Source organism: Clostridium sp. CAG:221, assembly GCA_000435835.1.
Lineage (GTDB): Bacteria > Bacillota > Clostridia > Clostridiales > Clostridiaceae > Clostridium.
Map to the genome: position 1 here is coordinate 8,978 of FR883406.1, position 19,644 is coordinate 28,621.

Consider the following 19,644-nt stretch of genomic DNA (forward strand, 5'->3'; position numbering starts at 1 on the left):
AATACTTTCTTCTCTTTCTTTTAATGTTGGATTTAAAACAAAGTTTCCATCGATTAATCCCACTTGGACAGCTCCAACAGGTGTTGTGAATGGAATGCTTGATAGGCATAATGCCATAGATGCAGCATTAATTGCTAGAATTTCCGGTAAGTTATCTTGTTCTACAGAAACAACTGTACAAACTACTTGAACATCATTTCTATACCCTTTTGGGAATAATGGTCTAAGAGGTCTATCTACAGCTCTTCCAAAAAGAATTGCATTTTCTGAAGGTCTACCTTCTCTCTTGATGAATCCACCTGGTATTTTACCAACTGAATATAATCTTTCTTCGTATTCAACGCTAAGTGGGAAGAAATCTATTCCTTCTCTAGGTTTTTCTGAAGCGTTAACATTTGTTAATATAACTGTATCTCCATAGCTCATGAATATTGCTGCATCTGAAAGCATTCCTACTCTGCCAGATTCAACTTTCATTTCTCTTCCAGCTATGTTTTTTGTAAGTACATTAGTCATTTTTTATAACCTCCCTTCAGGTCTTTCGGTTAATTTTTAATCTTTAAAATAATAGAGCGGATAAAACCCGCTCTACAGACTATCTTCTTAAGCCTAATTTTGAAATTATAGCTCTGTATCTTTCGATATCTTGAGCAGCTAAATACTTTAAGAATCCTCTTCTTTGTCCTACCATCATTAAAAGACCTCTTCTTGAGTGGTGGTCTTTCTTATGAGTTCTTAAGTGAGCTGTTAAAGAGTTGATTCTTTCAGTTAAAAGTGCGATTTGAACTTCTGGTGAACCAGTGTCTCCTTCATGTCTTCCGAATTCTTTAATTATTTCTTGTTTTCTTATTGCGTCCATTATGACACCTCCGTAATATTATCCCCTTATATCCATGGTATAAGTGAAAGCTTATATCTTAGATATAGGTTTGTTCATCAGTTATTATATCAGACTAATTTAATATTGTAAACAAATTTTATTTTAATAATAATTTTGTCATTTAATACAAATTAAAATCCATATTAAATTATAATATTATTTTTTTCAGCATAACTCTTATCTATCTTTAATTGATTTACCAATTCTTCTAAGCCATTAAATTTTATTTCTTCCCTGATTTTATTAATAAAAGATACATTTATAGTCTGCCCATATATATATTCATTAAAGTCAAGAATATTAGTCTCTATAGTTAATTCTTTCCCATTTACTGTAGGATTATGCCCTACAGAAGTAATTCCTTTAAAAATTTTTCCTTTTATAGATACATTAGTATAATATACACCTTTTGCAGGAATACATTTACTTTTATCTATTTCTAAATTTGCTGTTGGAAATCCTATTGTTCTTCCAAGCTTCTTGCCATGAATTACTTTTCCTTTAAGAGAATATGGTCGTGTAAGCATATTAAATGCCTCTTCCACCTCACCATCAATTATAGCTTCCCTAATTCTTGTAGAACTTACTACTGAGTCTTTATATATACAAGGCTCCATCACATATAAATCAAAATGATATTTAGATTTAAGTTCATTTAATAATTTAATATTACCAGCATTTTTATAGCCAAACTTAAAATTAAATCCTACTACAATGCCCTTGATATTAAAGTTCTCACATATATTTTTAATAAATTCTTCTGGACTCATTTCCATAGTCTCTTTATCAAATTTCTTAAAAGCCAGTATATCTATTCCTTCTTCTTCTAGAATAGATACCTTTTCTTCATTGGTCATAAGTAAATTCAATGTACTATTTGTATTAATAAATTTTCTAGGATGATTTTTAAAGGTATAGACAATTGACTGCCCTTCACCTTCTTCAGCCAGCTGCTTTATCTTACGTATTAGAGATAAATGCCCTTCATGCAATCCATCAAAACTGCCTAAGGCTACAAAGTTTTTTCTATTTTCTTTCTTTAAAATAGCATCTTCTAACACTAACATTATTTTTCTCCTAAGTTATTAATAATTTAGTAATCTTAAATCCTTTATCATTCTTGCTTCCAAGACCTAAGAATTTCTCTCCATCATATACGCGATATAATTTTTCATTTTCAACTTTATCATTTGTATACCTAGTATCTCCAACTCTTACTCCATTTACCAAAAACTTTGCATACTTATGATTTATATTAATTCTTTCATAATGATTTAATGCTTCTTCTATGGAAATTAAATGCTGTGAATAATTTTCGCTGGTAAGATCCTTAATATTAATTGAATCTTCCTGCTTAAATACTGATGTTTCAGCTCTGTTAAGCTCTGTCATTGCTGCATAAACTCCAAGCTTTTCACCTATATCATAACAAAGACTTCTTATATAAGTCCCTTTTGAACATGTAACCTTCATTGAAACAAAAGGGTTATTTATTTTTATATTTTCAATATTATAAATAGTTATATTTCTTCCTTCTCTTTCAACTTCAATTCCCTGTCTTGCTAAAGTATATAATCTAACACCATTTTGTTTAAGTGCAGAATACATAGGTGGTATTTGAGAATATTCACCTAAAAAGCTTTTTATTGCCTGTAAGATTTCTTCATCAGTTAAATGACTAGTTTCATGACTTTCAAGAATATCACCTTCATCATCATATGTAGTAGTTTTAATTCCTAGTTTAAATTCTACTTCATATACCTTTCTTGAATCCATGATATAATCTATTATCTTTGTTGCTCTTCCAATACATACTGGTAAAACACCCGTAGCTTCTGGATCAAGGGTACCTGTATGACCAACCTTTCCAGTTGAACAAACTTTTTTTACTTCTCTAACAACATCAAATGATGTCATTCCCTTAGGTTTAAAGATATTTATAACTCCATTCATATCTTATAACTCTTCCTCTATTTTGCTTAATATTTTATCCCTAGCTTCTTCTAATGTTGAATATTTTATAGCTAATCCTGCAGCTTTAGTATGTCCACCTCCGCCAAAGTATTCAGCAATCTTTCTTACATCAACATCATTTTTTGATCTAAGGCTAGCTTTAATTTTATCATCTGCTTCTTTCACTAATAAAGTTACTTCTACACCTTTTATTTGCAGTCCATAAGATATAATGTCAGAAGTATCTCCCACTTCTATACCAAATTCTTCTCCTGCATCTTTAGGAAGTTCGATTAAGGCAACTTTACCATCACAAACAAGCTTCATACCTGTAAGCACTTTACCTACAAATCTCACTCTATTAAAATCCTTATTATCAAAAAGACTTTGATAAATAAATGTATTATTTACACCAATTTTCTTCAGTTTAGCTGCGATTTCTAAAGTCCTATATGTAACATTAGAATGTCTGAAAGCTCCTGTATCTGTTACTAATGATGTATATAAACATGTTCCTATTTCTTTACTTATTTCATCATCTTCCTTAAAGACAAATCCTAGCTCCAACAATAATTCATAAACTATTTCTGCTGTAGCTGCTGCATTTGTATCTACGTAATTTTCATTACCATACATATCATTTGATAAGTGATGGTCTACATTTAATAATACTTTATTATAATTTTCTAAATTGGCACATATTCTTTCATAATTGCCACAATCTAAGACAATAACTACATCTGTATCAGCTGTTGGTTCATATATTTCACCAGTTACATCTTCAGCACCTAAAAGAAATCTTAAATTTTCAGATAGAGATTCCTTAGAAAGTATATAGCAATCTTTATTTAAGGATTTTAATCCATTATAAAGCGCAAGAACACTACCTACTGCATCACCATCTGGTGATACATGGTAGGTAATGCCTATCTTCTTTGCACTTAATAAAATATCTTTAATTGTTTTAATTGACAATTATTTACCCTTATTTACCTTATGAATAAGTTCTTCAATACGCATTCCATAGCTTATTGAATCATCTAATTCAAAAATTATTTGAGGATTATGTCTTAAATTAATTCTTATGCCAATTTCTTTTCTTATATATCCACTTGCATTTTTTAATGCAGTGAAAGTATTATTCTTTTCTTCTTCATCTTTTCCAAATATGCTTACAAATACCTTTGCATATCTTAAATCCTTAGTAACTTTTACTGCTGTTACAGAAACCATTGCAGTAAGTCTTGGATCCTTGATTTCATTTTGGATTATATTACTAACTTCTCTTCTGACTTCTTCATTTATTCTTCCGCCTCTATAGTTAGCCATTTAAATCACCTCTTAAAGCTCTTTTCTTTTTACAGCTTCCATTGTAAATGATTCGATTATATCTCCCTCTTTAAGGTCATTGAATCTTTCAACACTTAAGCCACATTCGTATCCTTTATTAACTTCTTTAGCATCATCTTTAAATCTCTTTAATGAAGCTAAGACAGATTCAAAGATAACTATTCCATCTCTTATTACTCTTATTTCAGAATTTCTTACTATTTTACCATCTGTTACGTAACATCCTGCAATAGTACCTACGTTAGATATCTTGTAAGTCATTCTTACTTCTGCTTTACCATTTACAACTTCTTTGTATTCAGGATCAAGCATACCAATCATAGCAGATTTAACATCTTCAATTGCATCGTAGATGATTCTGTATGTTTTTATATCTACTCCATCTCTTTCTGCTGCAGCTATAGCATTTGAATCTGGTCTAACATTAAATCCTATCATTAATGCATTTGAAGCTGCTGCTAAAGTTATATCTGTTTCTGTTATAGCACCTACTGCACCATGGATAACTCTAACCTTAACATCATCTGTTGAAAGTTTTTCTAAAGATTGTCTTATTGCTTCTACTGAACCTTGAACGTCAGCTTTAACAATAATGCTTAATTCTTTAACCTTACCTTCTTGGATTTGGCTATATAAATCTTCAAGTGATACTCTATGTGATGTTTGATGGCTTTCAGTTTTAATCTTATCTTTTCTGATTTCAGCCATATTTCTAGCAGTCTTTTCATCTTTAACAACTACAAATCTGTCCCCAGCTGCTGGAACTTCTGAAAGTCCTAAAACTTCTACTGGTATAGATGGCCCTGCTGATTTAATCTTTTTACCCATATCATCAAACATAGCTCTTATTCTTCCATATGTAGATCCAACTAAAATAGAATCTCCTACATGTAAAGTACCATTTTGAATTAATAATGATGCAACTGCACCTCTACCTTTATCTAACTTAGCTTCAATAACAGTTCCTTTAGATTTTCTATTAGGATCTGCAGTTAATTCTTGCATTTCTGCTGTTAAAAGAATCATTTCAAGTAATGAATCTAGGTTTTCTCCAGTCTTTGCTGAAACTGGTACACAAATTGTATCTCCACCCCAGTCTTCTGATACTAAACCATGTTCAGTTAATTCTTGTTTAACTCTATCAACATTTGCTCCTGGTCTATCAATCTTATTGATTGCAACTATCATTGGAACATTAGCAGCTTTACAGTGGCTTATAGCTTCTTTAGTTTGTGGCATTATACCATCATCAGCAGCAACAACTAAGATAACGATATCTGTTACTTGTGCTCCTCTAGCTCTCATAGCTGTGAAAGCTTCGTGTCCTGGTGTATCTAAGAATGTTATTTTTTCACCATTTAAAGTTACTGTGTAAGCACCTATATGTTGAGTGATTCCACCTGCTTCAGTATCAGTAACTCTAGCTTTTCTTATAGCATCTAATAATGAAGTCTTACCATGGTCAACGTGACCCATTATTGTTACTATAGGAGGTCTCTTTTCTAAGTTTTCTTCTACTATATCTGTATCTTCTTCAAATGCCTCAAGTTCTGTTTCTTCTTCTTTTCTTTCAGCAATAACTTCGTATTTTTCACAAAGTTTTTCTGCTGTAGCAAAATCTATTTCTTGGTTAACTCCAGCCATTACACCTAAGAATATTAAATTCTTAATAACCTCTGCTGTTGGTTTTCCAAGCTTTTCACATAACTCTTTAACTGTGATAGTGTCACCTATTTCAACTACTCCACATGCTGCTTCTGCATTTTTTTCAATTTCTTCACGTTCTATTTCTTTTTTAGTCTTCTTTTTCTTTCTTACACCTTTATTAACTTCTTCAGCTAATTGGTCTTCATATTCATCAACTATAGATTTCTTTGTTTCTGGTATTCCATTTTCACCTATAAGTTCTTGAATTAGTGCAGCATCTTCATCTTCTATAACACTCATATGATTTTTTACTTCTACACCAAACTCTTCCATTAATAAAGTTATTAAGTCTTTTGAGCTTACATTTAACTCTTTTGCCAATTCATATACTCTGATTTTTGACAATAAAATCACCCCCGGTTAATTTGTTGCTGAATTTTCTCTGTATAAGAACATTAACTTTTCAGCCATATTCTTGTCAGTTATTGCTAAAATTTTAACTTCTTCTCTTCCAATAGCAAAACCTAATTCTTCTTTTGAAAAATCTTCTATTAATTCTATATTTTTAGCTATGCAATGGTTCTTAAATTTTTTTCTAGTGCTATTTGAAGCATCATTAGATATTATGATTAAGAAAAAGTCTTTCTTATTTCTTTGTTCATCACATCTACTATAGCCTTCAACTATATTCCCAGCTCTTTTAGCTAATCCTAGAAAGTTAAAAAACTTATCCATTTAATATCTCATTCCTTAATCTATTATAGATTTCTTCATCTATGGCTATATCAAGATTTCTACTTAGCCTTTTAGCTTTAAAAGCTTTTTCAAGGCATTCTATATTTCTACAAATATATGCCCCTCTTCCAGATTTTTTACCTGTAAGATCTACAGTTACTTCTCCTTCTGGAGTCTTAACTACTCTTATAAGCTCTTTTTTAGGCTTCATTTCCATGCATCCAGTACACATTCTTAAAGGTATCTTCTTTACTTTCATCAGTAAATCCTCCTTTAGTTTTCTAATGCCTCTGCTTGAGATTTACTCTTAATGTCAATCTTCCAGTTAGTAAGCTTAGCAGCTAATCTTACATTTTGACCTTCTTTACCTATTGCAAGTGAAAGTTGGTTATCATCAACGATAACTTTAGCAGATTTAGTTTCTTCATCTATTGTAACACTTAATACTTTTGCAGGGCTTAATGCACTTGCTAAGAATTCTGCTGGATCTTTGCTCCATTTAATTATGTCAATTTTTTCACCTTTTAACTCATCTACAATATTTTGAACACGAGCTCCCTTAGGTCCAACACATGCTCCCATTGGATCAACATTTTCATCATGAGATACTACTGCAATTTTACTTCTTGAACCAGCTTCTCTTGAAATACTTTTTATTTCAACAACACCTTCATAGATTTCTGGCACTTCTAGTTCAAATAATCTCTTAACTAATCCTGGATGAGTTCTTGATACAACAACTTGTGCACCTTTTGAAGTATTTTTAACTTCAACTACATATAATTTTACCTTTTCATTAAATCTATATTCTTCTCCTGGAATTTGCTCGTTAGGTCCTATTACAGTTTCTAACTTACCAACATTAACAAATACCATGCCTTTATCTTGTCTTAAAACTGTTCCAACAATAATATCATATTCTAACTCTTTATATTCGTTATATATGATGCTTCTTTCTGCTTCTCTTATTCTTTGTGTTACAACACCTTTAGCAAGCTGAGCTGCAACTCTTCCAAAATTCTTTGGTGTAACTTCGAAATCAACTACATCATCTAAATCGTAGATTGGTCTTATAGCTTGCGCTTCTTCAAGTCCAATTTCTGTTACATCATCAAATACTTCTTCAACAACTACCTTTTGAGAATATACATGGATTTCTCCAGTTTCTCTATCAATTGTTACCTTTACGTTTTGTGCTGAAGAAGTTGGTCCAGCATAATTTTTCTTGTATGCTGCTACTAATGCATCTTCAATTGTTTCGAATAATAAATCTTCGCTAATTCCTTTATCTTTAACTATCTCTTTAAGAGCACCTATAAATTCTTGATTCATTTATATTTCCCCTCCTTATTATATTTCCCCTTCTAAGTTTACTGACTTAATTTTATCTTTTGGAATGATTATTTCTTCAGTTCCTTCAACTGTTATTGAAGTCTCATTATTTTCCTTAAGTATTCCTTTTATAGTCTTAGTTCCTTCAATGGCTTTAGCAAGTTTTACTAAGACTTCACTTCCTATAAATCTTGTATAGTGTTCGTTGGTAAATAATGTTCTGTTTAATCCAGGAGATGAAACTTCTAAGAAATATGCATCTGTAATTGGATCCTTCTCATCTAATACATCACTTACTCTTCTTGAAAGTGCTTCACAATCATTTAATGAAACGCCTCCATCTTTTTCTATATATATTCTTAAATAATATTCTCCGCTTTCTTTCACATATTCAATGTGATAAATATCATAGTTAAGTTCTTCTGCTATTGGCTTAACTATTTCAGCTATTTGTTCCACTAAGGCATTAACTTTCATTTTTTACCCTCCTTTTCAATATTCAGTTTTTTCGCAATTTAAACATAGGTACATAAAAACGCAACTAGAAAAGTAGTTGCGTTAAAATAGAAAGAGCAGGCGTTTACCCCTACTCTATATCTTTTAGCTATTAGTAAATTACTTCCTTTAACATATTATCATACTTTACTAACAATTACAAGGGGTTATTATTTGCAACCTTTCCCCCTGTTAAAACTTTACCCAAAAGCAAGTATTTTTATTCATAGCTCTATTTAATTTTACTATTCCTCTTTTTCTCTTACTCTTAAAGGAATTCCCATTTCATCTGCTAAACTCTTACACCTTTCAATTTGTTCATCATTTATTACATTAACCACTGAAAAAGCTACATCACCAATATTTTCTTTAACATACTTAGCAAATTCAATCATAGCATAGAAAGCTTCTGTGCCGAACTTTGGTCTTGTTACTTTCACATATTCCTCTGCCGTTGGTGCATTAAGACTTATTGAAATTGCATCAATACATCCAACAAGCAATCTTGCTGTATTTTCCTCATTATGAATCAAATCTGAAATACCTGTTGTATTTATTCTGATTTTAACATCAGATTGTGACTTAATAAATTTAGCCACTTCTATCACTTCATGTATTCTAACTAATGGTTCTCCATATCCACAAAAAACCACTTCCTTATATGAATCAAGTTCTTTTTTCTTAAGCGCATCTATAACTTCACTAACTGAAGGATCCCTATCAAGCCAAAGACTTCCACTTCCTTTAAGTCCATCCATTTCTTTTCTAATACAAAAAGTACAGCTACACGGGCATTTATTAGTTATATTAATATATAAACTATCTCCAATTGTATATAATATATTCATCATTTTTATCCACTCCATCTATGCTTCTTTTAAAGAAACCTTGTTTTTAAATTTCACTTTATCTAGTGATAAAGCTGCCATAACAAATACTACTCCGCTTCCTACCGGTTGCACTAAAGTAATAAAGTTCATATAAAAAGCAGCTATAAAATTGCCATACATTATATATTCAGCTAAGCAATACAACATTACTCCTGTAAAACCTGCTAGAAGAACTGCTAAAACATTCCTCTTGCATAATATCTTTTCATTTTTACTTGTGAAGAACAATACTAATATAGGTTTTATAATGATTGTTGGTATCACCCATACAGCTGCACCACTGAGCAAGTCTGCAAGTCCTGCACCTATAGCTGCTACCATCATGGCATAAGGTAGTGGTAATATAGATGCTGCCATATATATGAAGGCATCTCCCACATGTACATATCCTCCATTTACACCTACAGGAATATGAAAAGATGTGGTAGCACTGCATATAATAGCCGCTAAAAGAGCTGCTATTGCTAATATTTTTACTTTACTGTTCCTGTTACTCATATAAATAACTCCTTTAATATTGGTTCAAATACAACGCCATTCTTTACATCATTTTTTTGTGTTGCAGAATAACATATTGCTTTATAAACAAATTCTGAAGCCGTTTTTATGGCCTCTTCAAAGCCTCTTCCAGTCATCAGCATGCCACATATTATAGAAGCAAATATATCTCCTGTTCCTCCAAATGATCTATCTGAATGATTATTAACTATTACATACTTCTTGTCTTCATCCATATCATAAGCAAAATTTATTATTTCATTTCCTTTTATAATACCTGTAATAACAACCTTTTTAGGTCCTAAAGCACATATTTCTTTAGCAATTTCTTCAATTTCTTCTAAAGAATATTCTCCATTTTTATATTCCTTACCAGAAAGAATACACGCTTCCGTAATATTAGGTGTAGTGACAGTTGCTAATGCCACAAGTTCTTTCATCTTTCTGCACATTACCTCTGTGTAAGTCTTATAAATCTTTCCACCATCTCCCATTACAGGATCTATTAATACAAAGGAGCTATTTTGACTTATTATAAATTCCTTTACAATATCAATTTGCTTTTCAGAACCTAAAAATCCACTATATATCCCATCAAACGCAAACCCCATTTCATCCCAGCTATTTTTATAGTTTATCATTTCTTCTGTAAGATCTAAAAATGAAAATTTCGAATAGCCCGTCTGACATGATAGTATTGCAGTTGGAAAAGGGCAAGGTTGTACCCCTAATACAGATAGTATTGGTATAGCCGCAGTAAGAGAACATCTCCCAAGGCCTGAGATATCATGTATTGCAGCAACTTTTTTTATGTTTTTTATCATTTTCCTCACCTGCTACATTTATTATATGAAAAATATAACATATAATTTAGTTTAAAACAAAATGTACCCATACATTATATCTAATGATTAATATAAAAATATTTATAGTCTATATTGCTCCATAAGCTTACTAAAAGCCGGCAATGAATTTACTATTGTCTCATAAGATACACAATAAGCTAATCTAAAATATCCCGGCTTTTTAAATACTGATCCTGGAACTAGTAATATATTAAACTTCTTTGCTTCTTCACAGAATTTCTTATCATCTTCTATTGGACATTTAGGAAATAAGTAAAATGCTCCTTGAGGTTTTTCACATTTAATTCCAAGATGAATTAAATGATTATAAATCAAATCTCTATTTCTTTTATAAATATTTACATCCACCTCTAAATTTAAAGATTTTTTAATTACTTTTTGAAATAATGATGGTGCATTAACAAAACCTAAAATTCTATTTGCAATACTTAATGCTGCTGTCATTTCTTCAAAATCATTCATATTATTATTTATTGCCACATATCCTATTCTTTCACCAGGTAATGATAGTGATTTACTATAGGAATAACATACAAATGAATTATCATAATAATTGAATATATACGGAACATCAGTATCATCATAAACAAGTTCTCTATATGGCTCATCAGCAATAAGATAAATGTCATTATTATACTCTAACTGTTTTTGCTTTAATACAAAACATATATCCTCTATAACTTTACTACTATAAACTACTCCAGTAGGATTATTAGGAGAATTAATAATAACTGCTTTTGTTCTTTCAGTGATATTTCTCTTTAGATCTTCAACATCTGGCAAAAAAGTATTTTCTTCTGTACTAGCAATGACTTCCTTGCCATTAAAATTCTTAATGTAATTACTGTATTCTCCAAAGAAAGGTGCAAACACTATAACTTCATCACCTTCTTCTAAAATACTCTTAAAGATTATATTAAGCCCTCCTGCAGCACCACAAGTCATCACTATGCTTTGTTCATCAATATTCAACTCATATTTTTTATTTATGCTATTTGCAATTGTTTTTCTTACATCCTCATAACCTGAATTACTCATATATCCATGAAGATTTAATGAATCTTCCTCACTTACAATTTCACATATAAGCTTCTTTATTTCTTCAGGTGTCTCTACATTTGGGTTACCTAAGCTAAAATCATAAACATTTTCCTTACCATACTTTCTAGCTAATTCTTTTCCCTCTTCAAACATAGCTCTTATTGTAGCTCCATTTTTAATTAAACCTCTCATATTCTCAGTTATCATATTAAAAGCCCCCTTAATTAATGATGAATTATGGATGATGAATTAAGAATGAAGGAAGAAACTCTTACAGAGTTTCAAACATTTATATATATATATTTATTCAAGAAAGTCCCTAAGGGCTTTCAACCTTAATTCATCATTCATCATTCATAATTCTTAATTTTTCTTAATTACTCCAATTGCTACACCTAAAATTTCTGCTTCTTTTCCTATTAGCGAAATAGGACTATATAAAGCATTGGCTGGCATTAAAGTAGGAATACCATCATTATACTTTAATATTTTAAGTGTAGCTTCTCCATTAAGGCTAATAGCAACAATATCATTTTGATATGCAGTATTTTGTCTTCTAATAACTACCAAGTCACCATTATCAATATTTTTTTCAATCATACTATCCCCTTTTATCTTTAGTATGAAATTCTCGTTGTTTTTATCTACCCACTCTTTTGGTAAATAGAAGTTTTCCTGTTTTTCATCATTTATTTCAATAGGCTGCCCAGCAGCTATCTCATTATACACTGGTATTTCTTTCAAATTCTTTTCATCTATATTTTCTTCATTTAAATATATTTCTTTTTCTATAGAGCTATCATCTACTTTAAACTCTAAAATACTTTTATTTTTTAAATTTAAATATTTATATTCATTCATATATGCTACTGTTTCCTTTTTACTTGCCTCATAAACTGTTTTAAAATTAAATGTCTTTCCTTTAAAATCAGCACCTAATTCCTTTAACTTTCTACCTTTTACAAGCCATAAGTTCTCTCTAGCTTCTAAACTGTCACCTACAGTAAAAATTACAGAAGAATATTTCTCTTTATTTGACAATTCTTTTACAAGTTCTATTTCAGCTCTTGTATAGTTTTGAATTTCTTCAAAAATTATATGAGAATATTTATGATTATGTTTTCTAGCATATTTAATTGCTGAAAGTACATCATCATACTTATCCTTATATCCCATATCCATAAGTTGGGCATTATATACCTCCATAAGGCTGTATAAATACTCTCTTGAAAAAGAACATTTTCTAATTATTCTCTTTCTGCCTTTTCTAATGGCATTTTGATATTCTTCAATGGTAAAACCACAAGATTTTATCCATAATATTTCATCAAAAATTTCTCTAATATCCATTTTAGAAAGAAGCTTTGATTTTTTAGAATACTCATTGTATAGTTCATTAAAGCTTTCACCTTTTAATATTTGAAAAGCTTCTTCATCAGAAATAAGTTTAATCCTCTTTCCATTATAATAACCTTTAGCATACATAGATATTATTTCGGTAAGAGATAAAAATTCCACTCTTTTTTTTCCAACTGAAAATAAAGAATAATTTTTATTCTTTTCAAATTCTTTATTATATATTTTTTCAATTTCATTCTTTCTATCCTCAGTAATGTAAAGCACCTTATCATCAGGGTAAATACAATAATTATTTTCTAAGTTTATAGCTCTCTTTATTGAAGCCATAGTCTTTCCTGTATTCTTTTTCCCCTTTAATAATGTAAATCCAACTGACTTACTATTAACAAATCTACTTTGCACTTTTGTTAAAATCATTTTCTCACCTGCTTTAATCTCATATGTATGATAAAAACCCCAAAGAACCTTTGGGGTTATATTATAATTCTATTGGTTTAAAGACAGCTTGTCAATTATTTAGTTATTTTTTCTTGTAGGTATTCATCTATAGCTTTAGCAGCCTTCTTCCCTGCTCCCATGGCAAGTATAACTGTAGCAGCTCCGGTAACAGCATCTCCACCTGCATAAACTCCTTCTTTAGTAGTAAGACCTGTTTCTTCATCAGCAATAAGACACTTCCACTTATTGGTTTCTAATCCATCAGTTGTTGATGAAATAAGCGGATTTGGTGATGTTCCAAGAGACATTATTACTGTGTCTACGTCCATAACAAATTCTGAACCTTCAACCGGTACAGGTCTTCTCCTTCCTGAATCATCTGCTTCTCCTAGCTCCATCTTTACACACTTGATTCCCTTTACCCATCCATTTTCATCACTTAATATTTCCACAGGATTAGTAAGTATATCAAAAACCACACCTTCTTCTTTAGCATGATGTACTTCTTCTTGTCTTGCTGGAAGCTCTGATTCACTTCTTCTATATACTATATGAGATTCAGCACCTAATCTTAATGCTGTTCTTGCTGCATCCATAGCAACATTTCCACCACCTACTATGGCAACTCTTTTACCAACTTTTACAGGAGTATCATAGTCTTCCTTAAATGCTTTCATCAAATTTACTCTTGTTAAAAATTCATTAGCTGAAAATACTCCATTGGCATTTTCCCCTGGTATCCCCATAAACTTTGGTAGCCCAGCACCTGAACCAATAAATACTGCCTTAAATCCTTCATCATTTAAGATTTCATCTATAGTTATGGTTCTACCTACAATAACGTTTGTTTCTATCTTAACACCTAATTTTTTAATATTATCAATTTCAGCTTTAACTACTTCTTCCTTAGGAAGTCTAAATTCTGGAATTCCATATACAAGTACTCCCCCTGGTTCATGAAGTGCTTCAAATATGGTAACATCATAACCTTTTTTAGCTAAATCACCAGCGCAAGTAAGCCCTGCTGGACCTGATCCAATTATAGCTACCTTTATATTATTGGACTCTTCTTTAAAAGATACATCAACATTATTTTCTCTTGCCCAATCTGCTGCATATTTTTCTAGCTTTCCTATGGCTATTGGTTCACCTTTAATTCCTAATACACATTTCCCTTCACATTGACTCTCTTGTGGACATACTCTTCCACATACAGCTGGAAGTGAGCTATATTTAGCAATTTCTTTAGCAGCACCTTCAATATCATTTTCCTTAATATGGCTGATAAACTCTGGTATATTTATTGATACAGGACATCCTTCTACACATTTAGGATTTTTACAATGAAGACATCTTGATGCTTCTTTAACAGCTCTTTCATTATCATAACCTAAGCATACTTCCTTAAAATTTTTAGCTCTTTCCACAGGATCCTGTTCAGTAACTGCCACTCTTTTCATTCTATCTGCTAATTCCATTATTTTTCACCTCCACAGCCACAGCCTCCATGTTTATGAGTAGTTCCTTCCTCCACTCTAAGTAAAGCTCTTCCTTCCTCAGTTTTATAAAGAGCTTGTCTTCTCATGGATTCATCAAAATTTACTAAATGACCATCAAATTCAGGCCCATCAACACAAGCAAATTTTACATTTCCACCTACAGTCACTCTACATGCTCCACACATACCTGTGCCATCAACCATTATTGGGTTTAAGCTTACTGTAGTTTTTATATTTAACTCTTTTGTAAGCTTGGACATAAATTTCATCATAATCATTGGTCCAATTACTATGGCATGATCATATTTTTTATTTTCATTATTCACTAAATGATTTAGCATATCTGTAACTCTTCCATTAAATCCATAACTACCATCATCAGTGGATACATAAAGATTTCCTGCAACCTTTTTCATTTCGTCTTCTAAAATAATAAGATCTTTTGTTCTTGCTCCAATAATCACATCTGCTTTTATTCCTTGCTCATAAAGCCACTTAACTTGTGGATATACTGGGGCTGCTCCTACGCCTCCAGCAACAAATAAAATATTCTGTCCTTTAAGACTATCAATATCCTCATTTATCATCTCACTTGGTTGCCCTAGAGGTCCAGCAAAATCCTCTACATAATCACCTATTTCATATTGTGCCAATTCTCTTGTTGCAGCACCTACAGTTTGAAACACGATAGTTACAGTACCCTTTTCCTTATCATAATCAGCAATTGTTAATGGAATTCTTTCTCCTTTTTTATCATTTCTTATGATTATAAATTGCCCTGGTTTTGCTGCTCTCGCAACCCTAGGTGCTTCTATATCCATTAAGTATATATTTTCAGTAAGATATCTTTTGTCTGTTATTTTATACATTGTTTCACTTCCTTAATAATTCTTAAATATCTAGTTTAAATAAAACTATAGTTCAACATCATTTCCGTAGTATGTGCAAACTAACAGTTTTTCCATTGTCTCATCATCAATTGTTCGAGGATTTGATGATGTACATGCATCAAGAACAGCATTATGAGCTATAAACTTAACATTTGAAGTAAAATCCTCTTCAGTGATTCCATATTCTTTCATAGATGTAGGTATACCTAGCTCTTTATTAAATTCTCTTATCTTATTTATTAATAAATCTGTAGATTCTTTATTATCTTTACCTTTTACTCCTAATACTTCTGCAATATCTGCATATCTATCTTCACAAGTTTTTCTATTATATTGGATTACATACGGTAAGAAAATAGCATTAGCACATCCGTGAGAAATGTGGAATACTGCTCCAACTTTATGTGCCATTGAATGAACTATTCCAAGTAACGCATTACTAAATGCCATTCCTGCAAGACATTGTGCTTCATGCATTAATTCTCTACATTCTTTATTTTCTTTATAAGATTCTATTAAATTTTCATTAATCATTGATATAGCTTTTAGAGCTAAAGGATCAGTAAAATTAGATCTTAAAGATGCAGTATAAGCTTCTATTGCATGAGTAAGTGCATCCATTCCTGTATGTGCTACTAACTTAGCTGGCATTGTCTGTGCTAAATCTGGATCAATAATTGCAATATCTGGAGTTATATTAAAATCAGCTATAGGATATTTTATTTTAGCCTTATAATCAGTGATTACAGAAAACGCTGTTACTTCTGTAGCTGTACCTGAAGTTGATGGTATTGCCACAAATTTAGCCTTTTGTCTAAGTTCAGGAAGTCCAAAAGGTACCACTGCTTCTTCAAATGTAAAATTAGGATATTCATAAAAAATCCACATTGCTTTGGCTGCATCTATTGGAGAACCACCTCCCATAGCAACAATTAAATCTGGTTCAAAATCTCTCATCATTTCTGCACCCTTCATAACTGTTTCCACTGAAGGATCTGGTTCAACACCTTCAAATAAAGCAACTTCCATTCCAGCTTCTTTTAAATAGCTTTCTACTTTATCTAAGAAGCCAAACCTCTTCATTGAACCTCCACCAACTACAACAATAGCTTTTTTAGCCTTAAGAGTCTTTAAAACTTCTAATGAACCTTTTCCATGATAAATATCTCTTGGTAATGTAAATCTTGCCATAATATTCTTTTCTCCCCCTCTATTCACACTTTTACTAACTTTAACATCAATGGTTATTTTTAGTTACAATTACATAATATACTAAATTCTTCTAAAAAAAAAGAAGCTTTATGCTTTTTTATGCATAAAACTTCCTATTTTTAAATTATTTATTGTATTCTTTACAATTATCATCCATATCTTTTATTATATTATCTACAACATTCCAAGATGAAACTGAAGCACCAGCAGCTAACATATGTCCACCACCGCCATATTTAAAAGCAATATCATTTACTCTAGGTCCATTAGATCTAAATTCACAAAAGATACTTCCATCTTCTTTTTCAGCAAAGAAGTGCCAGTTTATTATACCAGCTGTATCTTGCAAAGCATTAACCATTCTAGCTGCTTTCATTGGAGTTAATCCATATTTAACTACATTATCATAAGTAATTTTTAAATATGCCACTCCATTTTCTGTTTTTTCATAATTACTATAAATAAAACCTAAAAACTTTAGTTCTTCTTCTTTTCTTCTATAAAGATTTGCATAAATATCTTTTGTTTGTAAATCAAAAGTTATTTTTGGCAGTTTTTTAAACAGCTCTGTTGGATTATCTACATAGGCAAATCTTCCTGTATCGCCAATAATACCTGTATATAATGCTTTTCTACCATTATATTCAATCTTTAATCTATCACTATTTGCTAAGTAAAAATCTAATATCATTTCACTGCATGATGAATATTCAGTATCTACCCATGTTAAATCTTCAAAAGGAGCATCAAAAGGTTTATGATGATCAATTTTTATTATATAACCACAATCCATAAAGCTTTGATTATCTACTCTTTCTTTATTAGACACATCCACAATAATAGCCAAAGTATCTTTATCACATACAACACTTTCATCCATAGTTCCAATATATCCTAATTTTTCTAAATGTTCTCCTAACAAATATACCTTCTTATCTGGATATGTACTTTCTATTATACTTTTTAATCCATTTTGTGAACCATATGAATCTGGATCAGGAAATACATGTCTAAATATCGCTATTTTATCGAATTCTTCTATTTTTTCTAAAATATTCTTGATTAATATTTTTTTCATAAGCTATACTCTCCATTATTATTTTATGTTAAGCATTATTATAATACTTAACATATTATTATATCAAATTTCTATTTAAATTCAAGAAAAAACCTACCTAGGAAACTAGGTAGGCAATATTTTTATATAAATATTATTAGTTACGTCCTATTGATGTTTGAACTTGTGATACTATATCATCAACTAAAACTTCAACATCTGTAATGCTTCCTGACATGAACGCTTCATACTTTTCTTGAGCTACTGTTCTTGCTGATTGAGCGTTGTTTATAGCTGGTGTATAGTATGCATATGGAAGTGATTTTTGAGCTACATTGTATACTTGGCTGTATAATGAAGTTTCATCATTTAAAATATTTTTAACTATTTCTGTTTCAATTGCTGATTTTCTTACTGGAAGATATCCTGTAGCAGTTGCAAATTTAGCAGTATTTTCTGCATTTGTTGCAAACTTTACAAACTCGTAAGCAGCATATTGAGCTTCTGCACTTACATTGTTAGTTACAAATAATGAAGCTCCTTGTTGCATAACTGCTTTATCTTTTCCTTCAAATACAGGTACTTCTACAACAGCAATTTCAAAAGCTCCATCATTGTTTAAGTATGCATATCCTGCTGAAGAACCTTGGTAACATAACATTTTTTGATTAACAAAAGGATTTGAAAGGAATTTATCTTCCCCAGCAATTCTGAAAGCTCCACTTTCTGCTTGTTTTTGGAAGAATGTCATATATTCTCTAACCCATTCATTATCAACATTAATAGTACCTTTTGAGTCAACAAAATCAAGTCCATCCATTTTTAATGATGAAATAAAAGCATTTGAAGAAGAGTCAAAACCAAATCCTGCTACACCTAATTCTGTAACAGCTTTATTAGATATTTCTGCTAACTTTTCAAAAGTTAAGTCTTCTAAATCTTCTAAAGTATAACCTAAGCTTTCTAACATGTTTTTGTTAACATATAATACTTCTGTTGATTTAGTCATTGGAAGTCCATAAACTTCTCCTTCACCCCATTGAGATGTTTCTTCAATGAAAGTATCTACAAAATCATCCATTTCATCAGCCATACCAACATTTTTATCATTGATAAATGAAGATAAATTAACTAACTTCTTGTCTTCTATCAATCCAGTAGCTACGTCTGGATAAACATTTATAATAGCTGGTAAACTATTTGATTGTGCTGCTGAAATTACTTTTTTGTTAAGGTCTACAATAGATCCTTGGCTAATGGCGTTTACTGTAATTCCTTTATCATTTGTTGCATTAAAATCTTCAATTATTTCATTTAATACCTCAGCTTGTCCCCCATTCATATAATGCCACATTTCAATTGTAATTGGTTTAGTTAATTCTGTAACCATATCACCATTTTCTGATTTACTAGAACATCCAGCTAATGATGTCATCACTAGTGTACTAGAAAGTAAAGTTGCTAAAAGTCTTTTTTTCATTAAAGTCACCTCTGTAATAATA

The 19,644-nt window shown here is 30.9% G+C and carries 20 protein-coding genes and 1 pseudogene; all 21 read right to left on the reverse strand.

Going from position 1 to position 19,644, the window contains the following annotated elements; all coding sequences use genetic code 11:
• Window positions 1–516: pseudogene (locus tag Q5O44_RS09480) on the reverse strand (polyribonucleotide nucleotidyltransferase); the annotation flags it as partial.
• 79 nt (window positions 517–595) lie between these two features.
• Entirely contained in the window at window positions 596–859 is a 264-nt protein-coding gene (gene rpsO, locus Q5O44_RS09485; protein ID WP_022168177.1) for a 30S ribosomal protein S15, read from the reverse strand.
• Between the two features lie 164 nt (window positions 860–1,023).
• Window positions 1,024–1,947: a bifunctional riboflavin kinase/FAD synthetase gene (locus tag Q5O44_RS09490; protein WP_022168178.1), complete on the reverse strand. Its 924-nt coding sequence runs from the start codon at window positions 1,945–1,947 to the stop codon at window positions 1,024–1,026.
• Window positions 1,948–1,957: 10 nt separating this feature from the next.
• Window positions 1,958–2,833 carry a tRNA pseudouridine(55) synthase TruB gene (gene truB, locus Q5O44_RS09495; RefSeq protein ID WP_022168179.1) on the reverse strand — a complete coding sequence of 292 codons (876 nt, stop codon included), beginning with the start codon at window positions 2,831–2,833 and terminating at the stop codon, window positions 1,958–1,960.
• Between the two features lie 3 nt (window positions 2,834–2,836).
• A complete protein-coding gene (locus Q5O44_RS09500; RefSeq protein WP_022168180.1) occupies window positions 2,837–3,808 on the reverse strand; it encodes a bifunctional oligoribonuclease/PAP phosphatase NrnA in 972 nt (323 codons plus the stop codon).
• The gene (gene rbfA, locus Q5O44_RS09505; RefSeq protein WP_022168181.1) at window positions 3,809–4,162 is read right to left on the reverse strand and encodes a 30S ribosome-binding factor RbfA; all 354 of its coding nucleotides are present in this window, start codon (window positions 4,160–4,162) and stop codon (window positions 3,809–3,811) included.
• A 12-nt stretch (window positions 4,163–4,174) separates the two neighbouring features.
• On the reverse strand, window positions 4,175–6,235 hold the full coding sequence (infB, locus tag Q5O44_RS09510) for a translation initiation factor IF-2 (protein ID WP_022168182.1): 2,061 nt from the start codon (window positions 6,233–6,235) through the stop codon (window positions 4,175–4,177).
• A 15-nt stretch (window positions 6,236–6,250) separates the two neighbouring features.
• Entirely contained in the window at window positions 6,251–6,565 is a 315-nt protein-coding gene (locus Q5O44_RS09515; protein ID WP_022168183.1) for a 50S ribosomal protein L7ae-like protein, read from the reverse strand.
• A complete protein-coding gene (gene rnpM, locus Q5O44_RS09520) occupies window positions 6,558–6,824 on the reverse strand; it encodes an RNase P modulator RnpM (RefSeq protein ID WP_022168184.1) in 267 nt (88 codons plus the stop codon). The genes Q5O44_RS09515 and rnpM overlap by 8 nt, the downstream gene beginning before the upstream one ends.
• A 14-nt stretch (window positions 6,825–6,838) precedes the next feature.
• Window positions 6,839–7,897, reverse strand: a complete 1,059-nt coding sequence (gene nusA, locus Q5O44_RS09525; RefSeq protein WP_022168185.1) for a transcription termination factor NusA — start codon at window positions 7,895–7,897, stop codon at window positions 6,839–6,841.
• Between the two features lie 18 nt (window positions 7,898–7,915).
• Window positions 7,916–8,374, reverse strand: a complete 459-nt coding sequence (gene rimP / locus Q5O44_RS09530; RefSeq protein WP_022168186.1) for a ribosome maturation factor RimP — start codon at window positions 8,372–8,374, stop codon at window positions 7,916–7,918.
• A 263-nt stretch (window positions 8,375–8,637) separates the two neighbouring features.
• Window positions 8,638–9,243 (reverse strand): TIGR04100 family radical SAM protein, encoded by a 606-nt coding sequence (locus tag Q5O44_RS09535; RefSeq protein ID WP_022168187.1) that lies wholly within the window; start codon window positions 9,241–9,243, stop codon window positions 8,638–8,640.
• A 15-nt stretch (window positions 9,244–9,258) separates the two neighbouring features.
• The gene (locus tag Q5O44_RS09540) at window positions 9,259–9,780 is read right to left on the reverse strand and encodes a TIGR04002 family protein (RefSeq protein WP_022168188.1); all 522 of its coding nucleotides are present in this window, start codon (window positions 9,778–9,780) and stop codon (window positions 9,259–9,261) included.
• The gene (locus Q5O44_RS09545) at window positions 9,777–10,604 is read right to left on the reverse strand and encodes a pyridoxamine kinase (RefSeq protein ID WP_022168189.1); all 828 of its coding nucleotides are present in this window, start codon (window positions 10,602–10,604) and stop codon (window positions 9,777–9,779) included. The genes Q5O44_RS09540 and Q5O44_RS09545 overlap by 4 nt, the downstream gene beginning before the upstream one ends.
• Window positions 10,605–10,706: 102 nt before the next feature.
• Window positions 10,707–11,894 (reverse strand): pyridoxal phosphate-dependent aminotransferase, encoded by a 1,188-nt coding sequence (locus Q5O44_RS09550; protein ID WP_022168190.1) that lies wholly within the window; start codon window positions 11,892–11,894, stop codon window positions 10,707–10,709.
• 156 nt (window positions 11,895–12,050) lie between these two features.
• Complete coding sequence (locus tag Q5O44_RS09555; protein WP_022168191.1) at window positions 12,051–13,463, reverse strand: LexA family transcriptional regulator; 1,413 nt, start codon at window positions 13,461–13,463, stop codon at window positions 12,051–12,053.
• 95 nt (window positions 13,464–13,558) lie between these two features.
• Entirely contained in the window at window positions 13,559–14,962 is a 1,404-nt protein-coding gene (gene gltA / locus Q5O44_RS09560) for an NADPH-dependent glutamate synthase (RefSeq protein WP_022168192.1), read from the reverse strand.
• A complete protein-coding gene (locus Q5O44_RS09565) occupies window positions 14,962–15,852 on the reverse strand; it encodes a sulfide/dihydroorotate dehydrogenase-like FAD/NAD-binding protein (protein WP_022168193.1) in 891 nt (296 codons plus the stop codon). The genes gltA and Q5O44_RS09565 overlap by 1 nt, the downstream gene beginning before the upstream one ends.
• Window positions 15,853–15,897: 45 nt before the next feature.
• Complete coding sequence (locus Q5O44_RS09570; protein ID WP_022168194.1) at window positions 15,898–17,064, reverse strand: iron-containing alcohol dehydrogenase; 1,167 nt, start codon at window positions 17,062–17,064, stop codon at window positions 15,898–15,900.
• A 145-nt stretch (window positions 17,065–17,209) separates the two neighbouring features.
• The gene (locus Q5O44_RS09575) at window positions 17,210–18,163 is read right to left on the reverse strand and encodes a bifunctional oligoribonuclease/PAP phosphatase NrnA (RefSeq protein ID WP_022168195.1); all 954 of its coding nucleotides are present in this window, start codon (window positions 18,161–18,163) and stop codon (window positions 17,210–17,212) included.
• Between the two features lie 136 nt (window positions 18,164–18,299).
• Window positions 18,300–19,622: an extracellular solute-binding protein gene (locus Q5O44_RS09580; RefSeq protein ID WP_022168196.1), complete on the reverse strand. Its 1,323-nt coding sequence runs from the start codon at window positions 19,620–19,622 to the stop codon at window positions 18,300–18,302.
• Window positions 19,623–19,644 lie beyond the last annotated feature (22 nt).

Excerpts from the sequence above, each read along its gene's own strand:
- rpsO (WP_022168177.1), bottom strand. The coding sequence starts at position 859 with ATGGACGCAATAAGAAAACAAGAAATAATTAAAGAATTCGGAAGACAT.
- Q5O44_RS09490 (WP_022168178.1), bottom strand. The coding sequence starts at position 1,947 with ATGTTAGTGTTAGAAGATGCTATTTTAAAGAAAGAAAATAGAAAAAAC.
- truB (WP_022168179.1), bottom strand. The coding sequence starts at position 2,833 with ATGAATGGAGTTATAAATATCTTTAAACCTAAGGGAATGACATCATTT.
- rbfA (WP_022168181.1), bottom strand. The coding sequence starts at position 4,162 with ATGGCTAACTATAGAGGCGGAAGAATAAATGAAGAAGTCAGAAGAGAA.
- Q5O44_RS09515 (WP_022168183.1), bottom strand. The coding sequence starts at position 6,565 with ATGGATAAGTTTTTTAACTTTCTAGGATTAGCTAAAAGAGCTGGGAAT.
- rnpM (WP_022168184.1), bottom strand. The coding sequence starts at position 6,824 with ATGAAAGTAAAGAAGATACCTTTAAGAATGTGTACTGGATGCATGGAA.
- nusA (WP_022168185.1), bottom strand. The coding sequence starts at position 7,897 with ATGAATCAAGAATTTATAGGTGCTCTTAAAGAGATAGTTAAAGATAAA.
- rimP (WP_022168186.1), bottom strand. The coding sequence starts at position 8,374 with ATGAAAGTTAATGCCTTAGTGGAACAAATAGCTGAAATAGTTAAGCCA.
- Q5O44_RS09535 (WP_022168187.1), bottom strand. The coding sequence starts at position 9,243 with ATGATGAATATATTATATACAATTGGAGATAGTTTATATATTAATATA.
- Q5O44_RS09540 (WP_022168188.1), bottom strand. The coding sequence starts at position 9,780 with ATGAGTAACAGGAACAGTAAAGTAAAAATATTAGCAATAGCAGCTCTT.
- Q5O44_RS09545 (WP_022168189.1), bottom strand. The coding sequence starts at position 10,604 with ATGATAAAAAACATAAAAAAAGTTGCTGCAATACATGATATCTCAGGC.
- Q5O44_RS09550 (WP_022168190.1), bottom strand. The coding sequence starts at position 11,894 with ATGATAACTGAGAATATGAGAGGTTTAATTAAAAATGGAGCTACAATA.
- Q5O44_RS09555 (WP_022168191.1), bottom strand. The coding sequence starts at position 13,463 with ATGATTTTAACAAAAGTGCAAAGTAGATTTGTTAATAGTAAGTCAGTT.
- gltA (WP_022168192.1), bottom strand. The coding sequence starts at position 14,962 with ATGGAATTAGCAGATAGAATGAAAAGAGTGGCAGTTACTGAACAGGAT.
- Q5O44_RS09565 (WP_022168193.1), bottom strand. The coding sequence starts at position 15,852 with ATGTATAAAATAACAGACAAAAGATATCTTACTGAAAATATATACTTA.
- Q5O44_RS09570 (WP_022168194.1), bottom strand. The coding sequence starts at position 17,064 with ATGGCAAGATTTACATTACCAAGAGATATTTATCATGGAAAAGGTTCA.
- Q5O44_RS09575 (WP_022168195.1), bottom strand. The coding sequence starts at position 18,163 with ATGAAAAAAATATTAATCAAGAATATTTTAGAAAAAATAGAAGAATTC.
- Q5O44_RS09580 (WP_022168196.1), bottom strand. The coding sequence starts at position 19,622 with ATGAAAAAAAGACTTTTAGCAACTTTACTTTCTAGTACACTAGTGATG.